Raw genomic sequence first — 22,632 nt, forward strand, 5'->3', positions numbered from 1 at the left:
CGGAAGAGGCGAGGCTACCGCCCCAGCATCTTCCTCTTCTCGATCTCGTCGGCGATGCCGTCGGCGATCAGGCGGTAGCCCTCGGGCGACGGATGCCAGGAGCGATAGACGGCGTTGCGTCCCTTGCCGCGCACCGCCTTCTCGGTCGCCTCGTAGAGATCGACCGTCGCCAGTCCCGCCCGGGCGGCGCAGTCGAGCACGCCGCGCGAGAGGCGGCGCTGTTCGGCGCCGAACGCGGCGTTCTCCCAGACGTAGAAATCGTACTGCGCCACCACGACGGTCGGCACGCCGAGCCGCGCCAGCCGGCGCATCAGCGGGCAGGCGAGCTTCTCGCCGCTGCCGGGTGGCAGGGCGCGCTCGTGGTCGGACACCCAGTCGAAGCGCCGGCCGTTCAGCGTCAGGAAGGTGTCGAGCGCCACCGACCAGCCGAACCAGCGCTGCCAGAAGTCGAGCGTGTCGCGCGGATGGGGCGGCTGCGGCACCGGCACGTTGCGCAGCACCAGCTCACCGTCCCTGAGCTCGAACCACGGCTTGGGTGCACCCCAGGCGCGGCTCATCTCGGCGCGCCGCAGATTGTCGGCGATGAAGCCGACCACGATCGCCGCCGGCGCGAGCCGCGCCGCGAGCTGCTCGGTGCGCAGCACGGTCTGGTCGATGCCGTAGGCGGCGACGCCGGCGTTGACGACCCGCCATTTCAGCCGCTGCTGCAGCCGCGCCGGCCAGGTCTCGTCGTCGGCCACCTCGTCGCCCTGGGTGTAGGAATCGCCGGTCGCCAGGATCGGCGGCGCCTCGATCGAGCCGGCCGGCGGCTCGGGCATGGCGCGAAAGCCCGGCGCCTCGAAACGGATCAGCGACGGATCGAAACCGCCGCGCTGGATGTAGCCCAGCTCGGGATCGTGCACGAAATGGCGGCCCCGGTTCTGGCCGGCGAGCCCGGTGCGCTCGTCGAGCACGATGTTCTTCCAGTCGAGCAGGGCGGCGGGCCCGCGCACCAGTCGGCTGCCGAGCTCGAGCAGCATGAGCGTCGCGAGCAGCGAGCCCCCGACCAGCGCCACGCGGGCGCCGAGGCCGGTCCGTACATTCCTAGTGGCCATTGACCTGCAGCACGCCCGCGACGATGCGTGCGACCAGCCGGTTGCCGGCCTCGTTCATGTGCCATTGCGCATAGAGCCCGCGCCAGGCGCCGTCGCCGGCCAGCGCGTCGAACGTGTCGACAGTCAGGAGGCCGCGCCGGCGGCCGCAGGCCAGCAGGTCGCCGACCATGCGGCGCTGCTCCTCGGCGTAGGCCGGCTTCTGCCATGCCCAGGGATCGTACTGCCCCACCAGCAGCACGCGCGCGCGGCTCGTTTGCTGCAAGGCCTGCAGCCGCTCGGTCAGGCGGCAGGCGAGGCGCTCGCCGGTGCCCTCGGGATGCACGCGCGCATGGTCGCCGAACCAGTGATGCAGAAGGTCGAGCCGGCGCAGGGTGAAGTCGACCAGGTAGGAACGGCCGAAGGCGCGGCGCAGCCAGCCGAGTGACTCGGTCGGGTCGGGCGGCGGCGGCACCGGCACGTTGGCGAGCGCGAGCCCGTCGCCCTCGAAGGCGAAGTAGGGCTTCTCCGCGCCCCACATGCGGCGCATCTCCATGCGGCGGATGTCGTCGGCGATGAAGCTGACGACGATGGCCGAGGGCGCGACCTCACGCGCCAGGCTCTCGGCGCGCAGCACGATCTGGTCGAAGCCGTAGCCGCTCACGCCGCCGTTGAGCGTGCGCCGCCCGGTCAGCGCCTGCAGCTGGGCCGGCCAGGTCGCGAAATCGTCGACCTCGTCGCCGTAGGTGTAGGAATCGCCCACCGCCAGGATCGGCGCGCCGCTGCCCGCCGGTCCGTCGCCGGCCCCGTTGCCGTTGGCCCGCAGGCCGTCGCGCGGCACGTGACCCAGCCGGTCGTCGTGGCGGAAGCGGGTGGTCTCGCGGTCGAAATGGACCTTGCGCGCCTCGAGCACGAGGTTCGGCCAGTGCCACAGGCTGTGGCGCCAGGCGCGCAGGCCGAGCTCGAGCGCGACCAGCCCGGCGGCCAGCGAGAGGAGGACCAATCCCAGTTGGATGAGACGTTGCGCCGGCGGCGTATTCATCGTAGCGGCAGGAAAAGACGAAAGGATTCCAGTGACACCGGGCGCGCGGGTGGCCGCCACCATAGAGCTTCTCGACGGGATCGTCAGCCATTCCGAACGGCCGGCCGACCTCGTCGCCAACGCCTTCTTCCGCCAGCGCCGCTTCATCGGCGGCGGCGACCGCCGCGCCGTGTCCGACCGCGTCTGGGGCATCCTGCGCCGCTGGGGACAACTTCGCTGGTGGCTGGAGCGCGCGGGCCATCCCGAGCCCCGCGCGCCCCGGGCCATTGTCGCTGCGGACCTGCTGCTGCACGACAGCCTGTCGCTCGCCGACCTCGAGGCGATCTTCGACGGCGGCCGCTACCGCCCGGCGCCGCTCGACGAGGCGGAGGTCCGCGTGCTGCGCCAGCTCGACGGCCATTCGTTGCCCCATCCCGAGCAGCCCGACTGGGTGCGGCTGAACGTCCAGGCGTGGATCGCGCCGCATCTCAAGGAAGCCTACGGCGAGGCGTGGGGCCGCGAGATCGCCGCGCTGGAGACGCCGCCGCCGGTCGACCTGCGCGTCAATCGCCTCAAGGCCACGGTCGACGAGGCGAGGGCGGCGCTGGCGCGCGAGGGCATCGACACCGAGCCGATGCGTTATTCGCCCGACGGTCTGCGCTTGCGCAAGCGGCTGTCGGTGGTCGCCGGCAAGGCCTTCCAGGACGGCCTGGTCGAGATCCAGGACGAGGGCAGCCAGCTCGTGGCGGCGCTGGTCGGCGCCGCGCCCGGCATGTCGGTCGCCGACTACTGCGCCGGCGCCGGCGGCAAGACGCTCGCCATCGCCGCCGGCATGAACAACAAGGGCCGCGTCGTGGCGATGGACGTGCTGGAGACGCGGCTCGACCGCTCGGCCCAGCGCCTGCGCCGCGCCGGCGCGCACAATGTCGAGCGCCGGCCGCTGGATGCCGACAACCGCAAATGGCTGAAGCGCCAGGCCGGCGCCTTCGACCGCGTGCTGGTCGACGTGCCCTGCACCGGCACCGGCACATGGCGGCGCAATCCCGATGGCCGCTGGACGCTCGGCCGCAAGGATCTCGAGGAGCTGGTGCCCAAGCAGGCCGCCATCCTCGACGCCGCCGCGAAGCTGGTGAAGCCGGGCGGCCGGCTGGTCTACGCGACGTGCTCGGTGCTGCCGGCCGAGAACGAGCGCCAGGTCGAGGCCTTCGTGGCGCGCCATCCCGACTTCGAGGCCGTGCCCGTGCCGTGGCCGGAACTCGCGTCGGGGCCGTATCTCCGCCTGTCGCCGCTGCGTCACGGCACCGACGGTTTCTTCGCCGCGCTGCTTCAGCGCTCGAAGCCCATGACCCCTCCGTCGTCGCATGACGACGACACCTCCCCCGGCAACGGGGGAGGAAAGAGTGAACCATGACCGTCCGCATCCGCCGCGCCGCGATGCCCGCCACGATGTCGGACGTGCGGCAATCACTGCCTCCCCCGTCATCGGGGGAGGTGTCCGCGTCTTCGCGGACGGAGGGGTCGAGAGTCGGAACGCAATCCGTGACCCCTCCGTCGTCGCATGACGACGACACCTCCCCCGGTGACGGGGGAGGAAAGAGTGAACCATGACCGTCCGCATCCGCCGCGCGCGGCGCGACGATGCCGCCGCCATCGGCCGCGTCCATGTCGAGACCTGGCGGTCGGCCTATGCCGGGCTGCTGCCCGACGCCATGCTGGCCTCGATGTCGGACGTGCGGCAATCGTCGTGGTGGTCGCACGCGATCGCCGATCCGGCGCAGGCGCGCGGCATCTTCGTCGCCGACGATCCCGACAGGGGCGTGATCGGCTTCGGCTCGTGCGGGCCGGTGCGCGATCCCCCCGCGAACCTCGACGGCACCGAGCGGCGGGTGGGCGAGGTCTACACGCTCTATGTCGAGCCCGACTTCCAGAATCGCGGGCTGGGGCGGCGCCTGCTCGACGCGCTGTTCCGCCAGCTCGACACCGACGGCTACGACACCGCCGTGCTGTGGATGCTGGCCGACAACCCGACGCGCTTCTTCTACGAGGGCATGGGTGGGCAGCGCGTCGGCGAGCGCACCGACACGCTCGCCGGCCAGGACGTCGACGAGGTCGCCTACGCCTGGCGCGACCTCGACGCCCCGCTGGTCCGGCGGAAGCTGGCACCCGACGACCTGTCATCCTGAGCGAAGCGAAGGATCTAGGGCGGACCCCAAAGAGCTGCCTTGGCTGGCGTTAGGTCCTTCGCTGCGCTCAGGACGACAATGGAATCCACATTGCAGGCCCGGCCCAAGGCCCTTATATCGCCGCATGGCAGACCGTTTGCTGATCGTCGATTTCGGTTCCCAGGTCACCCAGCTGATCGCCCGCCGGGTGCGCGAAGCGGGGGTCTACTGCGAAATCCACCCCTTCCAGTCGGTCGACGAAGCCAAAATCAAGAAGTTCGACCCCGCCGGCATCATCCTCTCGGGCGGCCCGGCCTCGGTGATCGAGGGCGCGGCGCCGTCGGCCGATCCCGCAATCTTCAAGGCCGACGTGCCCGTGCTCGGCATCTGCTACGGCGAGCAGACCATGGCGCACCAGCTCGGCGGCCAGGTCGAGGCCGGCCACCACCGCGAGTTCGGCCGCGCCGAGCTCGACATCAAGGCCAACTCCGCCCTGTTCGACGGCGTCTGGCAGCCGGGCGACCGCAAGCAGGTGTGGATGAGCCACGGCGACCGCGTCACGAAGCTGCCGCCCGGCTTCGCCGTCATCGCCACCAGCGAGAACGCGCCCTTCGCCGCCATCGCCGACGAGCGGCGCAACTACTACGGCGTGCAGTTCCATCCCGAGGTGATGCACACGCCGGACGGCGCCAAGCTCCTGCGCAACTTCGCGCTGCGCATCGCCGGCTGCAGCGGGCAGTGGACCATGGCGGCGTTCCGCGAGCGCGCCATCGCCCAGGTCCGCGCCCAGGTCGGCAAGGGCAAGGTGATCTGCGGCCTCTCCGGCGGCGTCGATTCCTCAGTCGTCGCCGTGCTGCTGCACGAGGCGATCGGCGACCAGCTCCAGTGCGTGTTCGTCGACCACGGCCTGCTGCGCCAGGGCGAGGCCGCCGAGGTCGTGAAGCTGTTCCGCGACCACTACAACATCCCGCTGATCCACGCCGACGCCTCCGGGCAGTTCCTGAAGGCGCTCTCAGGCGTCACCGACCCCGAGGTGAAGCGCAAGACGATCGGCAGCCTCTTCATCGACGTCTTCGACAGGGAGGCGCACAAGATCGGCGGCGCGCAGTTTTTGGCGCAAGGGACTCTCTATCCCGACGTGATCGAATCGGTCTCCTTCACCGGCGGGCCGTCCGTCACCATCAAGAGCCACCACAACGTCGGCGGCCTGCCCCAGCGCATGAAGATGAAGCTGGTCGAGCCGTTGCGCGAGTTGTTCAAGGACGAGGTGAGGGCGCTCGGCCGCGAGCTCGGCCTGCCGGCCGACCTGGTGAACCGCCATCCGTTCCCCGGCCCCGGCCTCGCCATCCGCATTCCCGGCGACATCACCAAGGAGAAGCTCGACCTGCTGCGCCAGGTCGACGCCGTCTATCTCGACGAGATCCGAAAGTCGGGCCTCTACGACGAGATCTGGCAGGCCTTCGCCGTGCTGCTGCCGGTGCGCACCGTGGGCGTGATGGGCGACGGCCGCACCTACGACCAGGCCTGTGCGCTCCGCGCTGTCACCTCGACCGACGGCATGACCGCCGACTACTACCCGTTCGACCACGCCTTCCTGGGCCGGGTGGCCGCCCGCATCATCAACGAGGTGCGGGGGATCAACCGGGTGACGTACGACATCACGAGCAAGCCGCCAGGGACGATTGAGTGGGAGTAGATCGCGAGAATGAATATCCGATTTAGAAGACTCCATTCTTTCAAGGCTTAGCGGATCGTTGTGACGGTCTGGAGGCCTTTCAATATTCCAGAGTCGGGGTACAGCGACCTCATAAGCCAAGCTATCGAGCGCGCATCCGAACGCCTCCCAACTTTGCTCCGTCCCGTCAATCGCGGACTACAGGTCGTGTTTAGCGACTATTCGGGCCAGCATCAGGGGGCGACTCACGAAGCCTATTCATTTCTAGTCGCGACACAGGACCAAATAGTGGAGTGGTTGCCATTGCGGCAACGTTTTCGCGACCAATGGCTACCGGATCGACGCAGAATCTCCTTCAAGCAATTGCGCGAGCCTATGCGGCGTCGAGCCTTTCCTCATTTTCTAAATTTAGTTGGCCAGCTTCCAGCCAATCTCATTACGATCATGATCAGCCAACATGTCGGAAGCTTTGTGGTAGGTGGGCCAGCCGCCCTCGCTAGAGAACTCAACGACTGCTTTGTCCCCGGCACACCGAACCACACAGTCGAAAAAATCTACAGACTCGCACTGTTTGTGGCGACCCTAAACGCTGGACTGCGAGAGGAAGCGCAACGTTCTCTTTGGATTAGCGATCACGATGAGACGCTTGATACCTTTGAGAAGCGCGAATGCTTCGGCCGGTTGGCTACTTATTTGACATTTGGTCTTACAGGATGGCGCAACGCGGCTGACCATGGCTTCGTGACGACTGCAGCGAGCGGGCTCCCGGAATGGGTAGAGGATGTGGCGGCAATACCGGACATTGCGGCAGGAGCTAGCGCGCGCCTATGCGATTTGTTGCCTGTCTTCATGGGCCGGCCAACGTGGACGGTGCCAATCAGTCAATTCGACAAAGTGGATTGGCGTGCGCGGCTCTTCGGAGATTGGTTGTCAGCAAGGGAAAGCGAGCTTCGACATGTGTTGGTTCGGCTCGAGCGAGATTCCCTTGGAATGGTCCGGGCCTCGGCTCAGCAGTTTGTTCGCCGAGCGAGTGATGGTTGACTCGCAAATTATAGGCTGCCGACGAGGCCAATGAAATCGTCTTATTTGCGGCGTGCGGAATTGGCGTTGAGGAACAGAGGGAAGAAGCTTCGTTGTGTCTTGATCTTGAGAACATCATTTACGGCGATGGTATTGGCTTTGCGACGCTCCCCACCCGAAGGGGTAACTACTTCAAGGTCGGGGTTTTCAATGATTGCTGAATGGACGTCATCAGTGTGAGCGGGCGTGATGTTATAGATACTTTCGTAGAAGTCGGAGACCGGCATTGCGTCGCCCGATTCCATAACGAGTCGGGGAATATCATCCGCGAGTTGATTTTTTGCTGACGCGCGACCGGACATGTCAAATAGGTACAGCTTTCCGTCGTGAGAGGGATCGTAAGAAAGCATGTTGAGACCGGAGCGACCGAAGTGCGCCTGCAGACTGCTGTTCTCGTGCAGGACATTATTGTAGACCTGCCTTGCTCGATAAACGTTGGCAAAGTGAATGAGCCAATATCGCCAACCGTTGGGATTGTTGATCGAGAAGGGACTTACAAACGGTGCGCACATCCTAAAGGCTTCAAAGACGATTCGCTCCGCCGCTCCTAACCAACCGTTATTGCTAACGATACTGCTATCGAGGTTCTGAAGATCAAGCTGACTCAAATTCAGATAAGCAAGCTGTGTTCGCAATCGGTCTGGCTCGGTCCTTTGAAGAAAGGCAAGCAACGAACTGATCATAAATGTGTAGAAGATTTCGGCAGAAGGATAAGTGCGCATGATGTCAACGATTGTGGTTCGCTCGACATGACTATGTCCGCACTGGTCGAGATTAAAGACGACACTGCGATAGCGACCACGCTCCAATAGCCCCTTGATGTTGGGGTACGCGGATTCAAACGCCTGATTCAAATATTCGATTCGAAGGTGGAGCTTGGGTGTGGTCTGAGCGACTTCGACTTGTGCAGGTGCAACATGAGTCTTCAGAAGCTCGATCGCGGCGGCACTTTCATCGTTAAGAATCAGGAGACATTCTATTTCGATAGCGCTGAGGCCGTGGGCAGTCCGCTGCGCATTTACCGACTCGCTCGCTCGCTTGAGCTCTTCAATGAAGATCAGTGGCGACCCAGGTGTGCCGCATTGGTACCGGCCACCACCCGCGAAGCCGTCAACAATAGCTAGTCGGAACCGCTCTTGCTGGGGGAGCTTGCAGCGAACTGTCAGATAGTCAAAGAAGTATTCCCGCAGAACCTTGTGCTTTCGGTGCGAGTGCTCTTCTAGTTTGGCTCCCTCGTTCCAGTCGTATCGCTTTTCTACCAAGTAGCCCCCACGAAAGTTCTATGGCGCCGTGGCGAGTGTTCGCACTGCAGTAGGCATCTCGTCCCAGGTTCGCCCTCGATATTCTCTTCCGTTTGCTTTCTTTGATCGACGTTGGTTGTCCTTGCCCCAAGTACCCCACTGCTTGAAGAAGAAGGCTGTGCCCGCATTCAGGCACTGGCTGTAGATTTCATCTACCCACGGCTCTTGAATTGGGCGCGCATGCTTTCCGCTTTCCCCACCAACGATAGCCCAATGAATATCGGTGAGGTCAATCAGTCCGACCGGTCCGATCAGCGGCTCGAATGAAATGAATCGGATAACTGCCGGCGCCGCACGTAGATGTTCAACTCGATGTACGACGCCCGCGTTCTCTATGCTGGTCCCGAGCCAGACGTTCGGCAGAACATCTCTCACTTTACCGGCGACGAATTTTGCCATGCGTTCAGGACGTTTGGTCAGAATCTGGTAGTTGTGGTGAGGGGTGTCTCGCATCACGCGCCAAACATCCAAGATGAAGTCGTCGCTGATCTTTTCGTGGAATAGATCACTCATGGAGTTGACAAAAACTTTGCGCGGCTTCTTCCAGCGATATGGAAGCAACAACGCTTGACGATCTTCGCGGACAACGCCCGTCCAGACCGAACGCTTCCCACTCTTGCGGGTAAGGCCAACGTATTTCGCAATGCCCATAGCCTCAAGGCGTTTGGCCATTTCCATTGCATAGCAATGAGTGCAACCAGCGGTGACAATCGAGCACCCAGCGACAGGATTCCAAGTGGAATCAGTCCACTCGATCTGGGTCTCAGCCACTCCACCCTCCTATGCAAATGCGACTAGCGCCGATGAAGCTAAAGTTCCTGTGGCGGATCGCTTCAAACTCTCTTCGAATTGAACTTATAGTTGCCTGAAAGTGGACTTGGCAACCGGGGCTGGAACCTTCGCCATAAGGCTTGGCGGGTTTAAGCCCTGCTTTCGGCTCGTCTCTCTGAGCGGCGCACCTGCGGACGCTAGTTGATTGTCCTACTGATCATCGCTTCAAGGAGAACGGCCCGTTCGAGGACATTGCCTTGGTAGATCACGGTGCCGAACGTGTCATCGACGAGATACTTACCGTCTTTGTAAACGTGCACATGGATGCCCCGCTCTTGGGGACGATCGGCTGTCCAGAGAACCGCTGGTGTCGATGCCCACACCTGAAAGGCCAGACCTGGGTAGTCGTCGAGGTTGATTGTCTTCGTAACGTCCTCGTACGTGTTCGCTCGACTGAACTGATCATGGAGAGGCTTGAGTGGCGTTGACGCGATGGGCTTGCTGCTCCAGGTATTGTCGCGGCCGCAGTTGCCGCACAGATGTTTGCTGTGCGCCTTTCGGGCGAAATCCCCCAAGTCCAAGTGCGGGTAGCCGCAGTCCTTGCAGTTGATGCATCCCATGGCTTTGCCGGCCTCCAGAGCAACAACGAACTCAAGGGCAGATGGCGGCGTGAGATGAACCTTTGTGATCTCCGTGCTTCCAAAGAGATTGTCGTCGGCATTGTAACGCAGCGAAAGGGCCTTGAAATCCTGGTCGATCACCTTTTCTTCGCCTGGCCTTTCACGCACATGAACATGAATCTTCGGTCGTCGCGGCGCTGATGGTCCTTGATGCGTCAGTGCAGGGGGCATCGAGCACCAAATTCCCACCTCCGCGAAGTCTTGTATCTTGATGTGATGCGGATCCACGACGTATGACATCGGCTGGTCGTGGTTTGAGCAGCGCATTCCATTCTGCGCAGCATCAGCGATGTCTGCCTTTGTTCCCCAATGTCGCTGGTGGGTTCTACACCACCAGCGGCTCTTCCCATTACGCATCTTGCCTGCCGCGACGATATCGCAATCCAGGCGGGCGTCGTCGCCTTCGTTGCCCGGGAAACGTCCCAATAACTCCTCGCTTGAGACGGTAATGTTGCCGAGTGTACGACCATACGACCAGCAAATCGCTTCGCGCACCACCGTGTCCTGTGCCTGCGCGGTGCGAACGGGCTGCTCATGGCCGATGAAGCGCCGGTTTATTTTTCGCGCTGGCGTCTGCGACAGGTCCCATTCATAGGCCCACATTTCCATGCGCCCGCCGGCCTCGACGACCCGCTCGATTTCCATTCTATTGCCCTCTACGCTGCTGGGCCACTCTCCCAGCCTGGCAGCAGTTTACCACCATTTGGAGCGAATCGGTGCGGGTGCGCACCGTGGGCATGACTGGCGACGGCCTGCCGATCAGGTTTATGCGCTCCGCGCGCTCACGTCGTCGACGGCGTGATGGTCGACTATCACCTGTTCGAACACGCCTTTCTCGGCTGCGCGCCCTCCGTATCACCAATGAATGACTTGGACTTTAGCGAAGAAGCTTCAACTCGTCTTCGAAAGTTCACATGCTTAAGTGGTACTCCCAGAAAGCCAGGTCATCTGGGTCCATAGGCACGTTGGCGTCTTGTAGTTTGCGGAGTTTTCGGCCGTCATCGCTGTCCAAGAACCATTGTACTTCTCGAATTGCATTCTGGAACGGCTTCAGCTTGTCGCGTCCCCATTCAACGCGATCGTCTTCACGCGATATGAGGCCATACGCAACGGCGGCGTCAAACTCTGGGGAATTGTTGAACCAGTCGATTCGGCCTGCACGATCAAAATGGTCGGCTATGATGTGTTTGAGTACGAGCGTCGAAGTTTTAGGTTTCGCTTCGTCGACTGCCTCGATTAGAGCGTCGAACTCCTTCTGCAGGACCTTAGATCCCGAAGCGCCTTTTTTGAGAGACTTGACTGCTTCTTTGTCTTTGAGCTTTTCGAGCTCAGCATTGTGCTCTTGCGCCTTCGCGAGTGCTGCTTCTAGCCGGTCAATCTCGGCTTCCTTATCCTTCAGGTCGCTTACGACTTGCTTGTGCTTCTGGGCGTCTACCTTAGTTGCTTGCTGAATCTTTGGCAGAATCTTCCTGAGGTCGACGCTCCATTGGGTCCGCTTGTCGTCCCATGTATGCTCTGTGCGTTCCTCGATGTCTTTCACTGCTTTCAGGACGAGTGACTTCAACTCAATTAAGCCCTTCTTGTCATTTATGAGCCATGCCTGTTTGAGACCGAGTGTCTTTGTTACAGCTTGAAACTCAATCGGCGGTACGACAATTGGCAAGCTCCTGGCACTCTGAGCCCAGGCGGCGCCGAGTTCCATTAAACAGAAGTGACTCTCGACATAAGCGGGAGTCATCAAAAGGATCACTAAGTCGGGGTTCTGAATCTGTTCCTTCATGTAGTCGTTGAAGTCCTCGCCAAAAGGAATTCCATGACCTTTGAGGCTCGAGCAGAAGATGGCTCCCGTTGGTACACCGATCGCCTCCTTCAAGAAATCGACGACTAGTTTTGCCAAGTTGTGGTCGGCCGCTGCGTGACTGATGAAAATCTTGCTCATGGGAATCTTCGCTCTCAAAACAGATTAACTGCCTTAACTATACCATCTACGGTGGTAACAGTTTAGCTGATGATCTTTCCAAAAAAGTGGGTGTCAGTAGAGAGAACCGCATCATCAGTACTGAGGGTGTCAACGGCATGATCAGCGATCTCGCCCGTAGGCTGTCCGACGCGATCGAGTGGGAGTTGAGGGACAATCGGCCGCAACGCTGTTGCTCGCCTGTGCCTTGCATCGGCGCCTCTTTCCCGCCACCACCGCCCCCATGATTCGTCTCGACAACATCAACAAGCAGAACGGCCATCAGATTCTGTTCATCGACGCGTCGATGGGCCTCCAGAAGGGGGAGAAGGTCGGGCTGGTCGGGCCCAATGGCGCCGGCAAGACGACACTGTTCCGCATGATCGCCGGCCAGGAGCAGCCCGACGACGGGCAGGTGACGGTCGAGGCCGGCATGACCATCGGCTATTTCAGCCAGGATGTCGGCGAGATGTCGGGCATGAGCGCGGTCGCAGCCGTGATGGACGGCGTCGGGCCGGTGAGCGAACTGGCAGTCGAGATCGCGAGGCTCGAGGCGGCGATGGCCGATCCCGACCTCGGAGGACAGGGGCCGGACGGGATGGACGCCCTGGTCGAGCGCTATGGCGAGGTGCAGGCGCGCTTCGAGGAGCTGGACGGCTATGCGCTCGATGCCCGCGCGCGCGAGGTGCTGGCCGGGCTGTCGTTCAGCCAGGAGCGCATGGACGGCGATGTCGGGCTGCTGTCCGGCGGCTGGAAGATGCGCGTGGCGCTCGCCCGCATCCTGCTGATGCGGCCCGGCGCCATGCTGCTCGACGAGCCCAGCAACCATCTCGATCTCGAAAGCCTGATCTGGCTGGAGGATTTCCTCAAGAACTATGAGGGCGCGCTGCTGATGACCTCGCACGACCGCGAGTTCATGAACCGCATCGTCGGCAAGGTGGTGGAGATCGACGGCGGCTCGCTCGTCACCTACTCGGGCAACTTCGATTTCTACGAGCAGCAGCGCGCGCTCAGCGAGAAGCAGCGCCAGGCGCAGTTCGAACGCCAGCAGGCGATGCTCGCCAAGGAGATGAAGTTCATAGAACGCTTCAAGGCGCGGGCGTCCCACGCCGCCCAGGTCCAGAGCCGGGTGAAGAAGCTCGACAAGATCGAGAAGGTCGAGCCGCCGCGGCGGCGGCAGTCCATCAAGTTCGAGTTCCGCGCGCCACCGCGCTCGGGCGACGACGTCGTGAGCTTCAGGAACGTCCACAAGGGCTACGGCGCGCAGCCGATTTATTCGGGGCTCGATCTCCGCCTGCGCCGCCAGGAGCGCTGGTGCGTGCTGGGCGCCAATGGCGCGGGGAAATCCACGCTGCTGAAGCTGGTGGCGGGCGCGGCTGATCGGGTTCAAGGAATTGGGCCGGACGAGGGGAGCGTGACCCTCGGCGCCAGCGTCCGCATGGGCTACTTCGCCCAGCACTCCATGGACCTGCTGGACGGCGACGAGACGGTCTTCGAATCGCTCGACGGGTCGTTTCCCCAGGCCGGCACCGGCGCGCTGAAGTCGCTGGCCGGCTGCTTCGGCTTCTCCGGCGACGATGTCGAGAAGCCGTGCCGCGTGCTGTCCGGCGGCGAGAAGGCGCGCCTGGTCATGGCCAAGATGCTGTTCGACCCGCCGAACTTCCTGGTGCTCGACGAGCCGACCAACCATCTCGACATGGCGACCAAGGAGATGCTGGTCGCGGCGCTGGCGGACTTCGAGGGCACCATGCTGTTCGTCAGCCACGATCGCCACTTCCTGGCGAAGCTCTCGAATCGGGTGCTCGAGCTGACACCTGAGGGCGTTCATCAGTACGGCGGCGGCTATACCGAATATGTGGCCCGGACGGGCCGGGAGGCGCCGGGTCTTCACCCCGGCGCGTAGCGCGCAGCGGCCGGCTGGTGCTGCCGTAAGGTGTTGAAGTGGGCGGGCAGGCGACCGCGTCCCCACTTGAAGACTTGCATGGAGGAGTGATCGCTCGGTACGGTCGCTAGCGACAGCCTCATTCACGCCAACACCTGCGCCGGCACGCCGAGCGCCGGGCCGGCGTCGGCAAGCCGCTGGTCGAGCGTGTGCACCGTGGCGCCATGCTCCGACGCGATCGCGAGGTGCAGCGCATCGCCGGCGCGAAGCCCGAGCGTATGCTGGTCGACGAACTTCGCCGCCGCCCGGAAGTGCCCGCCCGTCACCGGCAGCACGGTGAAGCTCTCGGCCACCAGCTTGTTGAACAGGGCGAGCGACGCGGCGCGCTGCGCCAGATCGAGCTGGCCGGTGCGCAGCTTGATCGCGAGCGCCGACGACATCTCGGTGATGGTCCAGTCGCTGATCAGAAGCTCGGCCGGATCCCGCGCCGCGAGCCAGGCCTGGACGCGCGGCGTGACGGCTTCGTTGGAGAGCGCCGCGACGATCAGCGACGTGTCGAGATAGAGCATCAGGTGCGGTCGTCGTCCCGCATCCGCCGCACCAGATCGGCGGCCGTCTGGGTCTGAGGCGGCAGGGTCGCGGTCAGGGACTGGAGCAGGGCGGCATCGATCGGCTTGGGCGGCCTGACCGCAGCGGTGAGCCGCGCGACCGGCTTGCCGCGCCGGGTGATGTCGATCGAATCGCCCGCCTCGACCCGGTCGACGAGTTCGCTCAGATGGGCCTTGGCATCCGCCAGGTTGATCGTGTCCATGTGCTCTTCCTGACCATTTAGATAGTCATGTAGGCCTTTAGCCTTTATCGAGCAAGATTGCTGGAACATCGCCAGCGGAGCGTTAAATGTAGAAACATATCTACTATATTTACGATCGGAGGCCGACATGACAGCGACCACCCTGACCAGCCGGGAATTCAATCAGGACACCAGCCGGGCCAAGAAGGCGGCGCGGCGGGGGCCCGTCTTCATCACCGATCGGGGCCGGCCGGCGCATGTCCTGCTGACGATCGAGGAGTATCGGCGCCTGACCGGCGGCAGCATGAGCCTCGTCCAGGCGCTCGCCCAGCCGGGCGACGTCGACTTCGATTTCGAGCCGCCGCGCGTGGGAGGGGGCCTCTTCAAGCCCGCCGACCTCGGCTGATGTTCCTGCTCGACACCAACGTCATTTCCGAACTCAGACGGCCGGAGAGGGCGAATCGCGACGTGGTGGCCTGGGCGGGCGCGATCCCGGCGGCCAGCTTCTTCCTGTCGGCGATCTCGATCCTCGAGATCGAGCTCGGCGCGTTGTTGAGCGCGCGACGGGATGCGGCGCAAGGCGTGGTGCTCCGTGCCTGGATCGACGATCAGATCCTGCCGCGCTTCGAGGGGCGTATCCTCGCGGTCGATGCCGTGGTGGCGCAACGCTGCGCGCGTCTTCATGCGCCGGATCCGCGCGCCGAACGCGATGCCCTGATCGCGGCGACGGCGATGGTGCACGGCCTCACGCTCGTCACCCGCAATGTCGCCGATTTCGAGCCGACCGGGGTGGCCGTGCTCAATCCCTGGCTGCCGCAGCCCGCTTGAATCGCGAACGGCCTGCGCTTGAATTGTACAAAACGAATTCTTCCAAACCCAATACATTTCGTTCGCTTTTTGTTCTTTCGAGTGCTAGAAATCCCAAAGCTATTGGAGAGGACCCTCCCGAAGCGCTGATCGTCGCGGGGCGGCGAAATGTCGACGCGGAGATGACGAGCATCATCGACGGGCTGGGCTTCGACGTCGTCCCGGTCACGGCCGCGCGTCGCGTGGCGCGGGCCTATGCCCGATGGGGCAAGGGCGCGAACGCCGCCGCTCTCGATTTTGGCGATTGCTTCGCCTACGAGGTGGCGAAGGAACACGATTGTCGCCTGCTGTACGTGGGCGACGATTTTTCGAAGACCGACATCGGCGGCGTTCTTTGAGACCGGGGGTGTTCCGCGAACGAAGGCTCAGTTGAGGTAAAGCCCGAACATCTCGGCATCGTCCCACGGCCCGCCGTCGAGCATGTAGGGCGTCGGCGCGTAGCCGCTGCCGGTCGCCGCCGACTTGAGCTCCTCGTGCACGAAGCGTTGCTGCGCGCCCTTGATGTAGGTGTCGTAGGCGGCGACGCTGCCGACATAGAGGCAGCCGCAGATGTTGGGGTCGGCGTAGACGTAGACGATCCTGCCGCGATAGGTGGCCGGGCGGATCAGGTGCGCCGGGATGCTGCGGAAGTCGGCGAGCTGGGCCTCGGTGGCGATCGAGCGCTTCTTGAAGCCGGCCGCCGCGAGCCGGTTCTCCTTCTCGAGCGTCGGCCGGTCGGGATCGGGCGCGCAGGCCGCCAGGCCGAGCGCCAGCGCTGCGGCCGCCAGCAATGTCGTGAACGATCGTGTGAACGACTTCATGGGCTTTCCCCCCGCGTTGGCCGCCATTCAGACGCCATCCATCGCGCGCGGGTCAAGCGTCTTGTCGCGCGGCTACGCCTCGCCGTCCGGCGCCGACCGGGTCGAGGCGCGGATCCCGCGCCGCAGGCGGCCGCCCCGCTGCGGTCCCTGGAGGGCCAGGCGGAGCTCGTCGCGCTTCTCGTGGATCGAGGCGATGACCTCGCCCATCGGGACGCCGATGCCGACGAGCAGCGCCTCGGACAGTTGAAGGCTGGCCTCGATGGTCTCGGGCACGGCGTCGGTGACGTCGAGGTCATAGAGCTTCGCCGCCTGCCCGGCGTCGCGCGCGCGGGCGACGATGACGAGGTCGGGGCGTTCGGTGCGGGCGGCCACGACCACCGACTCGACGGCCGCCGGGTCGTCCATGGTCACGACGAGGGCGCGGGCGGAGGCGATGCCGAAGCGGCGCAGCAGTTCGGGGTCGGTCGCCTCGCCGTAGAAGACCGGCTTGCCGCGGCGGCGCTGCAGCGCGACGAGGGTCGAATCGCCGTCGAGCGCGACGTGCGGCACCTCGTGGCGGGCGAGCATGTCGCTCACCAGCTCGCCGACGCGGCCGCAGCCGACGACGATCACCCGCGCTTCGCCCTCGACCGCGGCGGAGGCGTGGGCGGCGGGCGCGAGGCGGGCCGCCGCGTCGCGTGCCGCCTTCTCCTCGTCGACGTCGGTGATCTGCTTGGCGGCGGACGTCGCGGCATCGTCGAACGGATAGAGGACGACGTCGACGCCGCCGCCGTCCCGCAGGCGGCGCGCCTCGGCGTCGGTGCGGGCGGTGATCGCCACGCGGCCGCCGAAGCGGTGCGAGCGGATCGCGGTCAGCAGGCCGCTGTGGGGATCGGTCTCGGTGAGCACGATCGTGCCGTAGGGAACCGACAGCACGATCCAGCGCGCCTGGGCGAGCGGCAGCTCCGACCAGAACTCGGGCTCGGTCACGTCGCCGTAGCGCACCTGGTAGCCTTCGCGGGTGTAGCGCCGGATCGCCTGCGGATCGAGGTCGACGCCGAGCACGTTGTAGCCGGCGTCCTCGAGGCGCCTGAGGAGCTGGCTGCCGAAGCGGCCGAGACCGAAGATGATGACGTCGACGGGCGGCCCGCCGTCTTCGTCCTCCGCCGCCGCCTCGCGCCACGATCCGAAATCGAACGGCCGCAGCAGCGGCCGGCACCAGGCATAGAGCTGCTGGGAATAGGTGATCATGTAGACCGACAGCGCGATCGTCACGAGGCCGACCAGGGTGACGAGCCCGACGGCGGACTGGCCGACATGGCCGAGACTCAAGCCCATCGCCATGAAGACCAGGGAAAACTCGGAGATCTGCGCGACGGTGAGGCCGGCGAGGAAGCCGGTGCGTGCGCGATAGCCCATCCACGCCATGATCACGAGCACGATCAGCGGGTTGCCGATCAGCACGAACAGGGAGAACACGACGGCCCGGCCGACGTCCTGGCCGAGCGTCGAGAGGTCGAGCGTGGCGCCGACCGACAGGAAGAAGAACAGCAGGAGGAAGTCGCGCAGCGCGGCGAGCCGCGCCGAAACGAGATCCCGATAGGGGGTCGAGCCGATCGACACGCCGGCGGCCAGCCCGCCGAGCTCCTTGCCGAGCCCGATGGTGTCGCCGATGGCGGCGGCCGCCGCCGCCCAGCCGATCGAGGCGATCACCAGCAGCTCCGGCGTGCGGGCGAAGCGCGCCATCAGCGGATCGGCGAGGTAGCGCACGAACAGGATCAGCACGACGACGACGCCGACCAGCGATGCGGCGATGGTGAGAATCCTCTCCGGGCCGGCGTCCGCCTGGGCGGCACCGATGCCGACCGTCGACAGCACGACCATCGCGATGACGACGACGATGTCCTGGACGATCAGGAAGCCGAGCGCGATGCGGCCGTGCAGCGTCTCGAGCTCGCGCTTGTCGCTCAGCAGCTTGACGATGATGATGGTCGAGGAGAAGGTCAGCGCGACCGCGACGTAGAGGCTGGTCACCCAGTCGAGCCCGAGCGCGAGGCCGATCGGGAAGCCGATGCCGGCCGTGAAGACGACCTGGCCGAGCCCGGTGGCGAGGGCGACCGGACCGAGCGTGCGGATCAGGCGCCAGTCGAGCTTGAGCCCGACCAGGAACAGCAGGAGCGCGACGCCCAGTTCGGCGAGGAAGCGGATCTGCTGTGCCGTCTGGGCACTGCTGTCGAAGAAGGCCGCCGCGGCGATGCCGACCGCGATGAAGCTGACGATCACGGGCTGGCGCAGCGCGGCGCCGAGCATGCCGACGGCGGCGGCGCCCAGCAGCAACCAGGCGATCTCATGGAAAACGACGTCGATCACGCACCTCCCGCGGCCACGCTTGCGACGTCATCATAGCATCAGTCGTGCCGAATTCTCCGTCGGGCGGCGAGCCGCGCCGCGATCGCCTTTTCGAGCTCGACGACCGCCAGCAGCGCGACGCCGACGGCGACGATGGCGACGCCGTCGCCGAGCGAAACGGGGCGGGTGCCGAACACCATCTGCAGGGGCGGCAGGTAGGTGAAGGCGAGCTGTGCGACGACCACTATGGCGACACCGATCAGCACCGCGCGGGTTCCCAGCACGCCCCGCCAGGTCAGCGACGTGCCGTGCGCGAAGCGCACGCTGAAGAGATAGAATATCTCCATCGCGACCAGGGTGTTGACGGCCATCGTGCGGGCGGCCTCGACCGACAGGCCGCGCTCGGTTGCCCAGATGTAGATGCCGAACGTGCCGGCGACCATCAGCGCCGACACGAACAGGATGCGCCACAGCAGCCGGCCCGAGAGAAGCGGCTGCTTGGCGGGGCGGGCGGGACGGCGCATGGCGTCCGGCTCGGTCGGCTCGAAGGCCAGCGTCAGGCCGAGCGCGACGGCGGTGACCATGTTGATCCAGAGGATCTGCACCGGCGTCACCGGCAGGGTGAGGCCGAACAGGATGGCGAGGATGATGGTGAAGGCCTCGCCACCGTTGGTCGGCAGCGTCCAGGCGATCACCTTGGTGAGGTTGTCGTAGACCGTCCGGCCCTCGCGCACGGCGGCGACGATCGAGGCGAAATTGTCGTCGGCGAGCACCATCTCGCTCGCCTCCTTGGCCGCCTCGGTGCCCTTGCCGCCCATGGCGACGCCGACATCGGCCCGCTTCAGCGCCGGCGCGTCGTTGACGCCGTCGCCGGTCATGGCGATGACCGAGCCGTCGGCCTGCAGCGTCTCGACCAGCCGCAGCTTGTGCTCGGGGCTGGTGCGCGCGAACACGATCGCCGTCTGCGCGCGCTCGCGAAAGCCGTCGTCCTCCAGTGCGTCGAGATCCTGGCCGGTGACGGCCTTCGGATCGTCGGCGAGGCCGAGCTGGACGGCGATCGCCCGCGCCGTCGCCGCATGGTCGCCGGTGATCATCTTGACCCTGATGCCGGCGGCCTTGCACTCGGCGATGGCGGCGATCGCCTCGGGCCGCGGCGGGTCGATCAATCCCACCAGGCCGAGCAGGGTGAGATCGCGCTCGACATGGGACGGGGCGATGCCGCGCTCGCCTTCCGTCATCGTCCGCCGCGCCAGCGCGATCACGCGCTGGCCGTTCGCCGCCAGCCGCTCGACATTGCCGTGCCAGGCCTCGGCGTCGAGCGGGCGCTCGCCGTCCGCCGTCGCGACCCGGCCGCACATCGCCAGGATGCGCTCGGGCGCCCCCTTGACGTAGGCGATCGGCGGATGGCCGTCGCGCGCGTTGAGCGTCGCCATGTAGCGATGGCGCGAGTCGAACGGGATCTCGTCAAGGCGGCGGAAGTTCGCGCGGGCGGCGGCATCGTCGTGGCCGGCCTTGATCGCCAGCGACACCAGCGCGCCCTCCATCGGATCGCCGTCGATCGTCCAGTCGTCGCCGGTCTGCCGCAGGCTCGCGTCGTTGCAGAGCAGCGCGGCGAGCGACAGCTCCTCGAGGACGGGATCGGCGGCCGGATCGAGGGGCTCGCCCGTGGGCGCGCGGAACCGGCCCGCCGGCCGGTAGCCGGTGCCCTCGACCTCGATCGTGTGGTCGGCGGTGACCACGGCGCTCACCATCATCTCGTTGCGGGTGAGCGTGCCGGTCTTGTCGGAACAGATCACCGAGACCGAGCCCAGCGTCTCCACGGCGGGCAGGCGCCGGATGATGGCGTTGCGGCGCGCCATGCGCTGGACGCCCACGGCCAGCGTGATGGTCAGCACCGCGGGCAGTCCCTCCGGGATGGCCGCCACCGCCAGGCCGACGACCGCCATGAAGGCGTCGTCGAAGCCGTAGGCCTGCATCAGCGCGGCATAGACGAACACCAGTGCCGAGACGCCGAGCACGGCGAGGGTGACCTGCCGCGCGAAGTGGTCCATCTGGCGGACCAGCGGCGTGGTCAGCCTCTCCACGGCGCCGATCATCGAACTGACGCGGCCGAGCTCGGTGGCGGCACCGGTCGCCACGACCACGCCGCTTCCCTGGCCGGCGGTGACGAAGGTTCCCGAGAACGCCATGGAGAAGCGGTCGCCGAGTGCGGCGGCGGCGTCGACGCCGGCCACGGCCTTGTCGACCGGCACCGATTCGCCGGTGAGGATCGCCTCGTCGATCCGCAGGTTGCGCGCCTTGACGAGCCGCAGGTCGGCCGGCACGCGATCTCCGGCCTCCAGCAGCACGATGTCGCCGGGCACGACCTTCTCGGCGGCCACCGTCACGCGACGACCGTCGCGGACCACCGAGGCATGCGGGTCGATCATCGCGCGGATGGCGTCCAGCGCCCTTTCGGCGCGGCCCTCCTGGACGAAGCCGATGATCGCATTGACCAGCACGACGGCGAGGATGACCAGCGCATCGGTCGGATGGCCGATCGCCGCCGCCAGCGCGCCGGCCGCGAGCAGCACGTAGATCAGCAGATTGTGGAACTGCAGCAGGAACCGCTTCACGACGCCGACACGTCGTCCCTCGGGCAGGCGGTTGGGGCCGTAGGTGTCTAGGCGCCGGGCTGCCTCCTGCGCGGCGAGGCCATCGGCGGTCGCCTGCAGCGCGTCGAGGGCCGCTTCGGGCGCAAGCGCATGCCAGGCGCGATCGCGTGCGTCGGACGAATCAGTCGATGCCGGGTTGTTCATTCGTCCTCCGGGCTGGCGTGCGCCACGATGAAGTTGAAACTAGCCAATGCGCTTTCGGCACGGTTTGATGGAGATCATCGTGTGGCACACTCCCATGCTGCACCCTGCGGACCGACTCGACGATTTTGGCGACACATGAAACGTATATTCGTTGCGACCGATTTCTCAACACGCTCCGATCGCGCGCTGCGGCGCGCGGTTCTGTTGGCACGGCGGACGTCCGTCGACATCGTGCTCGTCCATGTCGTGGACGACGACCAGCCGGCGCGGCTGGTGACGGCCCGGGAGCGCGAGGCACGCGAGCTGCTCGCCGAATTCGCCGCCACCTTGCACGGCGTCGACGGCGTCGATTGCGACACGCGCGTGCTTCTCGGCGAACCGTCCGAGCAGATCGCGGAGGCGGCGGCGAACCTTGGCGCGGACGTCGTGGTGATGGGGCCTCACCGGCGGCAGGCGTTGCGCGACGTGTTCGTCGGCACGACGCTCGACCGGACGATTCGCCGAAGCGGACATCCCATCGTAGTGGCCAACGCCGCGCCGGCCGGCCCCTACGGCCGCGTCCTCGTCGCCACCGACTTTTCGCCGGGCTCGGCCGCCGCGGCGAAGGCGATGCGGACGCTGCGCTTTCTCGATGGCCTCGAGGTCGTGGTGCTGCATGCCTTCGAGGCCTCGGCCCAGAGGCTGCTCGTTCGCTCCTCCATGACGATGGATCAATGGAGGGACTATCTCGCCCAGGAGGAGGCGCGTGCCGCCGAGGAGCTCGCGAAATTCCTGAAAGAGGTGAACCTCGCTCCGACCCGTGGCCTCGTGCGACTCGCCGATCCGTCGCCGGCGGCGGCCATACGCGCCTGCGCGCGTGCGGAGAAGGCCGACCTCGTCGTGATGGGAACCCACGGCAGGACCGGGCCGGCCAAGCTCCTGCTGGGAAGCGTCACGGAAGACGTGCTGCGCGACGCCGACATCGACGTCCTCGTCGTTCCGGCCGCTCGCTAGCTGTCGCGCGGGGGGCGGGGCGACGGTCGCGCGACTCTCCGACCCTGTTACCGCGGCCGGTTTTCCGTTCCCATGCCCGAGGTGATGAACACGGCGCTGGCATGGCCCGCGATGTCGGCGGTGTGCCAGACGCCGCGCGGATTGACGGCGTATTCGCCCGGCCGCAGCGTGATCCTGTGCGGGCCGTCGGGCAGCTCCTGGATCAGGGTGATCTGGCCTGAGGTGCAGATCACCGCCTCGTCGCCCGAGGGATGGCGCTCCCAGCTCGTCCAGCTCTCGCCGAAGCTGAACATCGAGACCAGGCGCCCCTCGTTGCCGTCGGCGGCGGTGCGCTCGCCGTAGGCGGCGTACCAGTCCATGCCGGTGAACTCGGGTTGCGGCACCGCGCGGGCGCCGAGGCCGAGATGCAGCGGGAACTTCTCCAGATCGCGCTTGTCGGTCGTCATGCGTGTTACCT

21 protein-coding genes are annotated in these 22,632 nt (G+C 65.5%); 9 read left to right on the plus strand and 12 right to left on the minus strand.

Going from position 1 to position 22,632, the window contains the following annotated elements; translation table 11 throughout:
- Positions 1 to 14: 14 nt before the first annotated feature.
- Entirely contained in the window at positions 15 to 1,094 is a 1,080-nt protein-coding gene (locus KIT25_10165) for a hypothetical protein (protein ID UYN97266.1), read from the minus strand.
- Complete coding sequence (locus KIT25_10170; protein ID UYN97267.1) at positions 1,084 to 2,112, minus strand: hypothetical protein; 1,029 nt, start codon at positions 2,110 to 2,112, stop codon at positions 1,084 to 1,086. Before KIT25_10170 ends, KIT25_10165 begins: the two co-directional genes overlap by 11 nt.
- A 31-nt stretch (positions 2,113 to 2,143) precedes the next feature.
- Between KIT25_10170 and KIT25_10175 the strand changes: the two genes are divergently transcribed.
- The 4 genes from KIT25_10175 to KIT25_10190 all read left to right on the plus strand — a co-directional run bounded on the left by KIT25_10175 (position 2,144) and on the right by KIT25_10190 (position 6,969).
- Positions 2,144 to 3,502, plus strand: a complete 1,359-nt coding sequence (locus tag KIT25_10175; protein UYN97268.1) for an RsmB/NOP family class I SAM-dependent RNA methyltransferase — start codon at positions 2,144 to 2,146, stop codon at positions 3,500 to 3,502.
- Positions 3,503 to 3,695: 193 nt separating this feature from the next.
- Positions 3,696 to 4,274 carry a GNAT family N-acetyltransferase gene (locus KIT25_10180; protein ID UYN97269.1) on the plus strand — a complete coding sequence of 193 codons (579 nt, stop codon included), beginning with the start codon at positions 3,696 to 3,698 and terminating at the stop codon, positions 4,272 to 4,274.
- A gap of 124 nt (positions 4,275 to 4,398) precedes the next feature.
- Positions 4,399 to 5,949, plus strand: coding sequence for a glutamine-hydrolyzing GMP synthase (gene guaA / locus KIT25_10185; GenBank protein UYN97270.1), 1,551 nt, complete (start codon positions 4,399 to 4,401; stop codon positions 5,947 to 5,949).
- Positions 5,950 to 6,135: 186 nt separating this feature from the next.
- Entirely contained in the window at positions 6,136 to 6,969 is an 834-nt protein-coding gene (locus KIT25_10190; GenBank protein UYN97271.1) for a hypothetical protein, read from the plus strand.
- A gap of 41 nt (positions 6,970 to 7,010) precedes the next feature.
- Here KIT25_10190 and KIT25_10195 read toward each other — a convergent pair whose 3' ends face one another.
- The 4 genes from KIT25_10195 to KIT25_10210 form a co-directional block, all read right to left on the minus strand.
- Positions 7,011 to 8,270 (minus strand): three-Cys-motif partner protein TcmP, encoded by a 1,260-nt coding sequence (locus KIT25_10195; GenBank protein ID UYN97272.1) that lies wholly within the window; start codon positions 8,268 to 8,270, stop codon positions 7,011 to 7,013.
- 18 nt (positions 8,271 to 8,288) lie between these two features.
- Positions 8,289 to 9,080 (minus strand): DUF5131 family protein, encoded by a 792-nt coding sequence (locus KIT25_10200; GenBank protein ID UYN97273.1) that lies wholly within the window; start codon positions 9,078 to 9,080, stop codon positions 8,289 to 8,291.
- A gap of 197 nt (positions 9,081 to 9,277) precedes the next feature.
- The gene (locus KIT25_10205) at positions 9,278 to 10,405 is read right to left on the minus strand and encodes a hypothetical protein (GenBank protein UYN97274.1); all 1,128 of its coding nucleotides are present in this window, start codon (positions 10,403 to 10,405) and stop codon (positions 9,278 to 9,280) included.
- 265 nt (positions 10,406 to 10,670) lie between these two features.
- Positions 10,671 to 11,699 (minus strand): TIR domain-containing protein, encoded by a 1,029-nt coding sequence (locus KIT25_10210; GenBank protein UYN97275.1) that lies wholly within the window; start codon positions 11,697 to 11,699, stop codon positions 10,671 to 10,673.
- Between the two features lie 262 nt (positions 11,700 to 11,961).
- On the opposite strand from KIT25_10210, the gene KIT25_10215 reads away from it, so the two are divergent.
- A complete protein-coding gene (locus KIT25_10215; GenBank protein ID UYN97276.1) occupies positions 11,962 to 13,620 on the plus strand; it encodes an ABC-F family ATP-binding cassette domain-containing protein in 1,659 nt (552 codons plus the stop codon).
- 122 nt (positions 13,621 to 13,742) lie between these two features.
- On the opposite strand, the gene KIT25_10220 is transcribed toward KIT25_10215, so the two are convergent.
- Both KIT25_10220 and KIT25_10225 read right to left on the minus strand, forming a co-directional pair.
- Positions 13,743 to 14,171, minus strand: coding sequence for a type II toxin-antitoxin system VapC family toxin (locus tag KIT25_10220; protein ID UYN97885.1), 429 nt, complete (start codon positions 14,169 to 14,171; stop codon positions 13,743 to 13,745).
- Positions 14,168 to 14,410 carry a type II toxin-antitoxin system Phd/YefM family antitoxin gene (locus KIT25_10225; GenBank protein UYN97277.1) on the minus strand — a complete coding sequence of 81 codons (243 nt, stop codon included), beginning with the start codon at positions 14,408 to 14,410 and terminating at the stop codon, positions 14,168 to 14,170. The genes KIT25_10220 and KIT25_10225 overlap by 4 nt, the downstream gene beginning before the upstream one ends.
- Positions 14,411 to 14,537: 127 nt before the next feature.
- On the opposite strand from KIT25_10225, the gene KIT25_10230 reads away from it, so the two are divergent.
- From KIT25_10230 to KIT25_10240, 3 genes are read left to right on the plus strand one after another with little or no spacing between them, the layout of a single operon-like run.
- Positions 14,538 to 14,795, plus strand: coding sequence for a type II toxin-antitoxin system Phd/YefM family antitoxin (locus tag KIT25_10230; GenBank protein UYN97278.1), 258 nt, complete (start codon positions 14,538 to 14,540; stop codon positions 14,793 to 14,795).
- Entirely contained in the window at positions 14,795 to 15,217 is a 423-nt protein-coding gene (locus tag KIT25_10235) for a type II toxin-antitoxin system VapC family toxin (protein UYN97279.1), read from the plus strand. The genes KIT25_10230 and KIT25_10235 overlap by 1 nt, the downstream gene beginning before the upstream one ends.
- Entirely contained in the window at positions 15,214 to 15,594 is a 381-nt protein-coding gene (locus KIT25_10240; protein UYN97280.1) for a type II toxin-antitoxin system VapC family toxin, read from the plus strand. Before KIT25_10235 ends, KIT25_10240 begins: the two co-directional genes overlap by 4 nt.
- A 27-nt stretch (positions 15,595 to 15,621) precedes the next feature.
- Here KIT25_10240 and KIT25_10245 read toward each other — a convergent pair whose 3' ends face one another.
- The 3 genes from KIT25_10245 to KIT25_10255 all read right to left on the minus strand — a co-directional run bounded on the left by KIT25_10245 (position 15,622) and on the right by KIT25_10255 (position 21,182).
- Positions 15,622 to 16,056: a hypothetical protein gene (locus KIT25_10245; GenBank protein UYN97281.1), complete on the minus strand. Its 435-nt coding sequence runs from the start codon at positions 16,054 to 16,056 to the stop codon at positions 15,622 to 15,624.
- Positions 16,057 to 16,128: 72 nt separating this feature from the next.
- Entirely contained in the window at positions 16,129 to 18,405 is a 2,277-nt protein-coding gene (locus KIT25_10250) for a cation:proton antiporter (protein ID UYN97282.1), read from the minus strand.
- A gap of 38 nt (positions 18,406 to 18,443) precedes the next feature.
- The gene (locus tag KIT25_10255) at positions 18,444 to 21,182 is read right to left on the minus strand and encodes a cation-transporting P-type ATPase (protein UYN97283.1); all 2,739 of its coding nucleotides are present in this window, start codon (positions 21,180 to 21,182) and stop codon (positions 18,444 to 18,446) included.
- 135 nt (positions 21,183 to 21,317) lie between these two features.
- On the opposite strand from KIT25_10255, the gene KIT25_10260 reads away from it, so the two are divergent.
- A complete protein-coding gene (locus KIT25_10260) occupies positions 21,318 to 22,175 on the plus strand; it encodes a universal stress protein (GenBank protein UYN97284.1) in 858 nt (285 codons plus the stop codon).
- Between the two features lie 47 nt (positions 22,176 to 22,222).
- On the opposite strand, the gene KIT25_10265 is transcribed toward KIT25_10260, so the two are convergent.
- On the minus strand, positions 22,223 to 22,621 hold the full coding sequence (locus tag KIT25_10265) for a cupin domain-containing protein (GenBank protein UYN97285.1): 399 nt from the start codon (positions 22,619 to 22,621) through the stop codon (positions 22,223 to 22,225).
- Positions 22,622 to 22,632: the final 11 nt, after the last annotated feature.

Origin of the sequence: Enhydrobacter sp. (genome assembly GCA_025808875.1) — a bacterium.
Classification (GTDB): Bacteria; Pseudomonadota; Alphaproteobacteria; order Reyranellales; family Reyranellaceae; genus Reyranella.

Bases quoted from the DNA above. Each gene is read 5' to 3' on its own strand.
- KIT25_10180 (UYN97269.1), top strand. From the start codon at position 3,696: ATGACCGTCCGCATCCGCCGCGCGCGGCGCGACGATGCCGCCGCCATC.
- KIT25_10205 (UYN97274.1), bottom strand. From the start codon at position 10,405: ATGGAAATCGAGCGGGTCGTCGAGGCCGGCGGGCGCATGGAAATGTGG.
- KIT25_10235 (UYN97279.1), top strand. From the start codon at position 14,795: ATGTTCCTGCTCGACACCAACGTCATTTCCGAACTCAGACGGCCGGAG.
- KIT25_10210 (UYN97275.1), bottom strand. From the start codon at position 11,699: ATGAGCAAGATTTTCATCAGTCACGCAGCGGCCGACCACAACTTGGCA.
- KIT25_10170 (UYN97267.1), bottom strand. From the start codon at position 2,112: ATGAATACGCCGCCGGCGCAACGTCTCATCCAACTGGGATTGGTCCTC.
- KIT25_10165 (UYN97266.1), bottom strand. From the start codon at position 1,094: ATGGCCACTAGGAATGTACGGACCGGCCTCGGCGCCCGCGTGGCGCTG.
- KIT25_10225 (UYN97277.1), bottom strand. From the start codon at position 14,410: ATGGACACGATCAACCTGGCGGATGCCAAGGCCCATCTGAGCGAACTC.
- guaA (UYN97270.1), top strand. From the start codon at position 4,399: ATGGCAGACCGTTTGCTGATCGTCGATTTCGGTTCCCAGGTCACCCAG.
- KIT25_10230 (UYN97278.1), top strand. From the start codon at position 14,538: ATGACAGCGACCACCCTGACCAGCCGGGAATTCAATCAGGACACCAGC.
- KIT25_10260 (UYN97284.1), top strand. From the start codon at position 21,318: ATGAAACGTATATTCGTTGCGACCGATTTCTCAACACGCTCCGATCGC.
- KIT25_10255 (UYN97283.1), bottom strand. From the start codon at position 21,182: ATGAACAACCCGGCATCGACTGATTCGTCCGACGCACGCGATCGCGCC.
- KIT25_10265 (UYN97285.1), bottom strand. From the start codon at position 22,621: ATGACGACCGACAAGCGCGATCTGGAGAAGTTCCCGCTGCATCTCGGC.
- KIT25_10215 (UYN97276.1), top strand. From the start codon at position 11,962: ATGATTCGTCTCGACAACATCAACAAGCAGAACGGCCATCAGATTCTG.
- KIT25_10245 (UYN97281.1), bottom strand. From the start codon at position 16,056: ATGAAGTCGTTCACACGATCGTTCACGACATTGCTGGCGGCCGCAGCG.